At 60.5% G+C, this 6,943-nt stretch carries 7 protein-coding genes; 2 read left to right on the top strand and 5 right to left on the bottom strand.

Annotated features, from left to right (window positions below; all coding sequences use genetic code 11):
• Positions 1-124: 124 nt before the first annotated feature.
• Entirely contained in the window at positions 125-580 is a 456-nt protein-coding gene (locus AC1RQI_RS14765; protein WP_416634511.1) for an FKBP-type peptidyl-prolyl cis-trans isomerase, read from the bottom strand.
• A gap of 173 nt (positions 581-753) precedes the next feature.
• A complete protein-coding gene (locus AC1RQI_RS14760; protein ID WP_481905393.1) occupies positions 754-1,335 on the bottom strand; it encodes a DUF1285 domain-containing protein in 582 nt (193 codons plus the stop codon).
• Positions 1,336-1,428: 93 nt separating this feature from the next.
• Between AC1RQI_RS14760 and AC1RQI_RS14755 the strand changes: the two genes are divergently transcribed.
• Entirely contained in the window at positions 1,429-2,589 is a 1,161-nt protein-coding gene (locus tag AC1RQI_RS14755; RefSeq protein ID WP_481905392.1) for an aminotransferase class V-fold PLP-dependent enzyme, read from the top strand.
• A 2-nt stretch (positions 2,590-2,591) separates the two neighbouring features.
• On the opposite strand, the gene AC1RQI_RS14750 is transcribed toward AC1RQI_RS14755, so the two are convergent.
• The 3 genes from AC1RQI_RS14750 to AC1RQI_RS14740 are packed head-to-tail and all read right to left on the bottom strand — an operon-like array spanning position 2,592 to position 5,332.
• Positions 2,592-3,632, bottom strand: a complete 1,041-nt coding sequence (locus tag AC1RQI_RS14750; protein ID WP_481905391.1) for an NAD(P)H-dependent glycerol-3-phosphate dehydrogenase — start codon at positions 3,630-3,632, stop codon at positions 2,592-2,594.
• 31 nt (positions 3,633-3,663) lie between these two features.
• Positions 3,664-4,152 carry an STAS domain-containing protein gene (locus AC1RQI_RS14745; RefSeq protein WP_416634507.1) on the bottom strand — a complete coding sequence of 163 codons (489 nt, stop codon included), beginning with the start codon at positions 4,150-4,152 and terminating at the stop codon, positions 3,664-3,666.
• Positions 4,145-5,332 (bottom strand): PP2C family protein-serine/threonine phosphatase, encoded by a 1,188-nt coding sequence (locus tag AC1RQI_RS14740; protein ID WP_481905390.1) that lies wholly within the window; start codon positions 5,330-5,332, stop codon positions 4,145-4,147. The genes AC1RQI_RS14745 and AC1RQI_RS14740 overlap by 8 nt, the downstream gene beginning before the upstream one ends.
• A gap of 116 nt (positions 5,333-5,448) precedes the next feature.
• Between AC1RQI_RS14740 and AC1RQI_RS14735 the strand changes: the two genes are divergently transcribed.
• Positions 5,449-6,915, top strand: coding sequence for an HD domain-containing protein (locus AC1RQI_RS14735; protein ID WP_481905389.1), 1,467 nt, complete (start codon positions 5,449-5,451; stop codon positions 6,913-6,915).
• Positions 6,916-6,943: the final 28 nt, after the last annotated feature.

The following is a 6,943-nucleotide window of genomic DNA, read 5'->3' as shown; positions in this document are numbered from 1 at the left end:
GGCATGAGCCGTATACGTGGTCCGTATGTACGGTTCTGTGAGAGGGATGAGGCGGAGACGCCTCACCCTACTCGATAATGCCAATGCACTGAACAAATGGTTAGCCAGTGCTGAGCGAAGAGTCTTAGTGCACGTGGCCGTGCTCTTTCTCTTCGTCGGACGGCTCGCGGGTACCAACCACTTCTACATCGAAATGCAGGCGCTGGCCGGCGAGCGGATGGTTGGCATCGATGGTCACCGTGTCATCTTCGACGGATACCACGCGCACGATCTGCGGGCCTCCGGGCGTCTCTGCCTGGAACTGCATGCCGGGCTCAACCTTCTCTACGCCTTCAAAGGCGGAACTCGGCACCGGCTGCACCAGTTCTTCGCGAACTTCGCCGTAAGCGTTCTCCGGATCCAGTGATACCTGGGTTTCGTCACCCTGGCCCTTGTCGGTCAGTGCTTCTTCCAGGCCACTGATAATGTTCTCGGCACCTTCCAAATAGCTCAGCGGCTCACGTTCACGGGAAGAATCCAGAACTTCACCCTCGTCATTCTTGAGGGTGTAATGGATGGTGACGACACGGGATTCGGTCATGTTGACTCCTTGCGTGTGGGACAGAAACGTCGTAATCAAGTGCGGTGGATCGAAAGTGTTGCTGAACAGCGGCCTGTACAGAGGGACTTACGACGATCCGCAACGCAAGGGTGCCCCTCAGTACAGGCACCCATACTCCATGATAGAAAATAAAAGCGGTTTTGAAAACCGGGTCAGCTGATGCGCCCCAGTGAAAAGAAGTTCCCCTGGCTGACAACCCCAACATGGGTGGCCCCGTTGATCGTTCTCTCTTCGGCCAGTTCGGTCAGGTGGTAGAACGCGTTGCGCTCGATCCGGGCCTGAAGGCCACGGCGTACCACGACGTAGGGTTGGGGTTCGCCGCTTTGCTCATCCGTGCGGACAATGAGTGGGTGGGAATCCCCGATCGGAAACCGGTCTTCCACGTCCGTCTGGAGCCATAGAACCCGTGAGTCCCCCTCCCCTTCCTGTTCAACGCTGTGGGCAAGGAAGGGTACATCTTCAACCTGGATGCGGTATTTCTCATGCGGTGTAAGAAGATAGTAGTAACCATCTGATTCACGACGCATAATGGAGGCAAACAGTTTGCGCAGGCCGGCTCGGTCAATGGCGCGGCCCTGGTAGAACCATCGCCCGTTGCGGTTGATGAACAGTTCCAGGTCGTCCGTGAACGGCGGGTCCCACTGCTCCAGGGGCGGCCCCTGTCCGGTTGTATCGTACTGGGCCACGTGTTCGAATTGTCGGGCCAGTTCCGCCTGGGAATCAGGTTCTCCCATCTGCAGCCCTCCGGTGCAATCGGTGTGTTGAACAAGCACTGATACTATCGGTGCGAGCCTGCCCCTTCAATGACGGACATGACGGAGATGGACATGACAGAGCGTTTTTTGGCAACGCAGCTGCAGAAGGAGTTTCCTCTGGATGCGGGGCTTGCCTACCTCAATCATGCTGCCGTGGCGCCCTGGCCGCAGCGTGCGAGTGATGCCGTTGCCCGCTTCGCGACGGAAAACAGCCGCCTGGGCGCTGCCCGCTACCCGCAGTGGCTGAGCGTTGAAGAACGGCTGCGGCACAATCTTGCGCGCCTGATCAACGCGCCCTCGGCCCAGGACATTGCCCTGTGCAAGAACACCTCGGAAGCGTTGTCCATGGTTGCTGCTGGCCTCGACTGGCAGGAGGGGGATGAGGTGATCATCACCAGCCAGGAGTTCCCGTCCAACCGGATCGTATGGGAATCATTGGTTGATCAGGGAGTGAGGGTACGGGTCGCGGACATTGACCGGCAGGATGTCACGCCAGAAGGCGCCATTGAGGACCTGATCAGCGACAGAACCCGGCTCCTGTCCGTCAGCTCGGTCCAGTACGGCACGGGCCTGCGCCTGGATGCCCACCATCTGGGCGCGCTCTGTGAAAGCCACGGGATCCTGTTCTGCCTGGACGCCATCCAGAGTGCCGGAGCGGAGCCGCTGGATGTACAGGCTACCGGGGCCCATTTTGCCATGGCGGACGGCCACAAGTGGCTGCTGGGCCCGGAGGGGTTGGCGTTTTTCTACGTGGCTCCCCAGTGGCGGGACAGGCTCACCCTCTATGAATTCGGCTGGCACATGATCGCCGATCGCGGCAACTTTGAGCGCAAGGACTGGGAGCCGGCGCCGGATGCCCGGCGTTTTGAGTGCGGCAGCCCCAACCTGCTGGCCGCCCACGCGCTCGAAGCCAGTACCGGTCTATTGCTGGAAGTGGGACTGGAACAGGTCCGGGAACGGATCGATCAGCGCATCAATCATCTGGCCTCGGGCCTGGATCAGGTTGCGGGGCTCACACCGGTGACGCCCCGCGAAAGTCAGCGCCGGCTGGGGATCCTGACGGTGCAGGTGCCCGGCCACAACAGCCAGCACCTGTGCCAGAAGCTGGCTGAGCAGCAGGTGATCTGCGCCAGCCGCGGCGGTGGTGTGCGGTTTTCGCCGCACTTCTACACGCCTTACGCGGCGCTGGAGCAGGCTCTGGACGCCCTGGAGAGCCTGCTGCGCGGTGCGTGATCTCAGAGGGCGGAGCCGGCACCCTGGCGCGGCAGAATGAACTCCACGTCGCTGTTCTGGGCGGCGTTCATGAGGGCGCTGACCACATCCTTGATGGAGGCGCCCCGATAGAGGATTTCGTAGAGCCCGCGCACCAGCGGCATATAGACATCCAGCTCTATGGCCTTCTCGTGTACGAGCTCCAGGGTCCGGACCCCTTCGGCAACCTGCCCCAGTTCCGTAACCGCCTCATCCAGTGTACTGCCCTGGCCAACCGCATAGCCTACACGGTAGTTACGGCTCAGGATGGAGCTGCAGGTTACGATCAGGTCGCCGACCCCGGCCAGGCCCAGAAAAGTCATCGGGTTGGCCCCCATGCTGACGGCAAAACGGCTCATCTCCGCCAGGCTGCGGGTGATCAGCATGGATTTGGTGTTCTCGCCCATGCCACGGGCATCGGCCAGGCCGGAGACCACCGCATAGATGTTCTTAAGGGCGCCCCCAAGCTCCACCCCGTAGACGTCCAGGTTGGCGTAGATCCGGAAGTACGCATTCCCAAGGGCTTGCTGGACCCTCTCCCTCAGCTCCCGGTCCTCGGAGGCGATCACGGAAGCCGTGATCTCATGGCGAACCAGCTCGCCGGCAAGGTTGGGTCCGCTGAGGACGCCGACGCGTGCCCCGGGCAGCTCTTCCTTGAGCACTTCGCTCATCAGCTGGAAGCCCTCACGCTCAATGCCCTTGGTGAGGCTCACCACCATCTGGTGTTCGTGAAAGTAGCCAGCCGCTCCCCGGATCACCTCACGGAAGACCTTGCTGGGCAGTGCCACAAAGACGAGGTCCGCTTGTTCGATCGCGCTCCCCATGTCAGTGGTGGGCTCGACCAGCGGATGCAGTTCAAGATCAGGGAAGTACTGGTGGTTGATGCGGGTTTGGCGGATGGCCTCCGCCTGCTCGACGCTGCGCATCCAGAGGCGGACGGGATGACCGTTTTCGGCCAGTACCTGGGCCATGGTGGTACCGAAGCTGCCACCGCCCAATACGGTGGTCTGGATCGCGTTCTCCATGAAGCGGACTTATTCGGTCATGTGGATGGGTTCAGGGGGCTTCGCATTCCAGGGCGCGTACCAGGTTCTGGAACTCTTCCTGATTGTGATGGTTCAGGCTCATCAGAGTCCGGTGTGCATCCAGAACCTTGTCGCGCACATCCTGTTCGCTGGCCCGCATCAGAGGGATCTCCTCAAGTTCCTCGGGGTCCCGTGCCGGTTCGCGTACAATCAGGAATATGCGGTCAAACCCCATGGAGTGGATAATACGGGTGACGTCCGGATTCGTGGTGATCAGCGTGGGCAGGAAGTGACTGCGCTCTTCAGAGGCCATGGCGATCTTGGCCAGAAGGCCAAGCGTGGTACTGTCGATCACCTCTGTCTCGGTAAGGTCCACAACCACGGTCCGGAACTCGGGGTTGCTGAACATTTCCTCGATGATCTGGTCCAGTGTGGAGCAGAGATTGAGACGCACTTCTCCGATGAACTTGAGTACGTAGATACCCCGCTCCTGAGCCTGCAGAATCTTGCAATCACTCATCGGCAGCACGCCCGTCGGTCACCGTCACTATGGCAATGTCATCGGGAAGTTCATTCATTGCCTCGATCTGTAGCGACTCACTGAGTCTTGCGACAGTGTGACGCCCAGATTGCACGAGTTCAAGTAACCGTTTTTCCTTCTGATCCAGGCTTGGGGCGTCAATCACTTCCAGAATGCCGTCGGAGAACAGGATGAGCTGGAATCCCCGGGCCAGCGGTTGGCTGTAATGATCCCAGTTCGGTTCACTGAAAAGCCCCACGGGCAGGCCGCGACCTTCCAGGAAACGTGCCCCCTGGTCATCGAGCAGTATCGGCATGGGGAAATGCCCGCCCACCGAATAGCGCAGCTCGCCGGCCTGCGTATCCACAAGAGCCACGAAGAGCGTTACATGCTTGCCGAGACCGGTTTCCAGCAGCTCATGATTCACCCGTTGCAGGAAGCGCTCCGGGTCCAGGATGTCGTCACTGGACCCTCGCCGGAGGTTGCGCTGAAGGCGGTTGGTGAGGTTTTTCAGGAGAACGGTCACAAACGCGGAACTGGCCCCGTGGCCGGACACATCCGCAATGTAGACCAGGCTCAGATGCTCATCCAACTTCATGTAGTCCAGGAAATCCCCGCTGAGATACAGCGATGGCTGGATCAGGTGCGTGATGCGCGCGCCCGCCATGGCCTGGTCCGGCTCAGGCAGCATCTTCATCTGGACCTTGCGCCCGGCACTCTGGTCCGCCCGCAGCTCGGAGATGCCCTCACGCAGGTTCAGGTTTTTGTACTCCAGTTCCTCGCGATAAACCTCGTTAAGGCGTGCCAGACGAATGCGCTCGAAGAGCTTACGCAGCGCTTCGTCGACCGCCCTTTTGTCCTCAAGCGGTTTGAGCACCACTTCGGAGGCGCCAGCGCGCATGGCGGCCACAACCGTTGAGGCCATTTCCGTGGCGGTCAGCGCAATAATGGGCACTGCCATATCACCGGTCGCCGCATCGGATGTCAGCTGGCCAATGCATTCGGGTTGAAGATCAGCAAAGATGGCGTCTGGAAGCGCAGCTTTCAGGCTTTCCAGGCCTTGCGTCAGGTCTTCACAGGCGGTTACATAATAGCCTTGGCCCTGAAGGTGGCGGCATAATTCCTTCCGGGTGGCAGCATCCGGGTCAATGATCAAGATTTGTTCCGTGCGGGTGGCCATGGGCTCCGCTCCCAGCGACAGCAAGTATCCGGCCCGGTGCGGCGGTACGCGGGCGTGGCTGATGTGCTAGAGTCTGGCCTTGTTGTGCCACTTAGGCAAGCGGGGAAGCCCTCTTTATGCGAAGCGCCCTGGACGATCTGCTCGGAGCTTACGACAAGCTGATCATGGACCCGGTTCATGGCGGTATCCGTCTTCACCGCCATGAAGTCGAGGTGATCGACCACCGCCTCTTCCAGCGGTTGCGCAACATCTGCCAGAACGACATCCTCAGCCTGGTCTTTCCGGGGGCCACCCACTCGCGCTTTCTGCACAGCATTGGCGTGATGCATGTGGGCGACAGAATGTTCCGGGCCATGATGGACGCCTACCTGAGGGAGCGCCAGCTCAGCCGCCAGCCAGAGCTGACGTTTGAGCAGCTGGATGCCATTGACTACATGGCGAAGATCATCCGGCTGGCCTGCCTGCTCCACGACAGCGGCCATTCCAGCTTCTCCCACCAGTTCAACCAGGCGGACCGGATCCAGCGGTTGATGCAGGCGCCAGGTCGTTTTGAACAGCTCTGGGACGGCGTGGACGTCAGCACCTTCTATCCGGAACGGCCCGAGGTGCTGGAGCACGAGCACTATTCGGTGCGCATCGCATGGGAGATCCTCACCGATAGGGACCTGCCGGGACGCTTTGGGGTGGAGATCCAGGACGTTCTCGGGGTTATGGAGACCACCGAGCCAACGCCAAGTGAACGCTTTCAGCACCATGCCCAGACATTCTGGGCCTTTATTGCCGGGCCAGACGCCCATGCCGGCGCCCTGGAAACCACAGCCATTCCGCGGCTGGTGATGGACCTGCTGTCCTCGGTGGTTTCCGGCGAGATTGATGCGGACCGGGCGGACTACATGCTGCGGGATGGCTTCCATTCGTCCGTGACCATTGGTGGCTTCAATCTGGATCATCTGCTGAACAATCTGCGCTTCGGGTGGAGCCTGGACTCACCCTGGCTGGGGCTGGCTGTCACCCAGAAGGGGCTCGGGGCGCTTGAGGACTTTGTCTACTCCCGCTACCAGATGTACCGCAAGGTGTACGCCCACAAGACGGCGCTGGGCTTTGACTGGCTGCTGCGCGAAGCCATCAATGAGGTTCTCGAAGACCGGGACGTACTGGACTGGGTGGACGATTGCCTGGGGGATATACGCAACTTTGCCGAGGTCACGGACACCTTCTTCTGGGAGGCGTTCCGCCGTAAGGCCCGCGCCAACCCGGCCAGTTGCTCGCGTTGCGTGGTGGACCGGATCCGGCTGAACCACGTGGATACCCGGGAAGAGCTGGATGCGGAAGGCATCGAGGCCCATCGCAACTACCTATCGGATGCGCTCGGCGCGCCGGTGCAAGAGATCGTCTCCTGCACCATGCATGCCCGCTTTTCGCACATCCGTGACCACTTTGACGGCATCCAGGTGCTTGCTCGGGATGCCGTGACCGGCAAACGCCGCCTGGAACGGATCACCGATATGTCCACGTTCTTCCAGAAATTCGCGGACAGTACCATCGTCCATTTCTATCGCCTGCCCGAGCCACTAAGGGCGTGATTGGTTTTGCCAATCACGCCTATCAATA

Source organism: Salicola sp. AFF1 (assembly GCF_056783195.1).
Note: the sequence above shows the minus strand (reverse complement) of the source record. Positions and strands in the feature narration are given on the sequence as shown.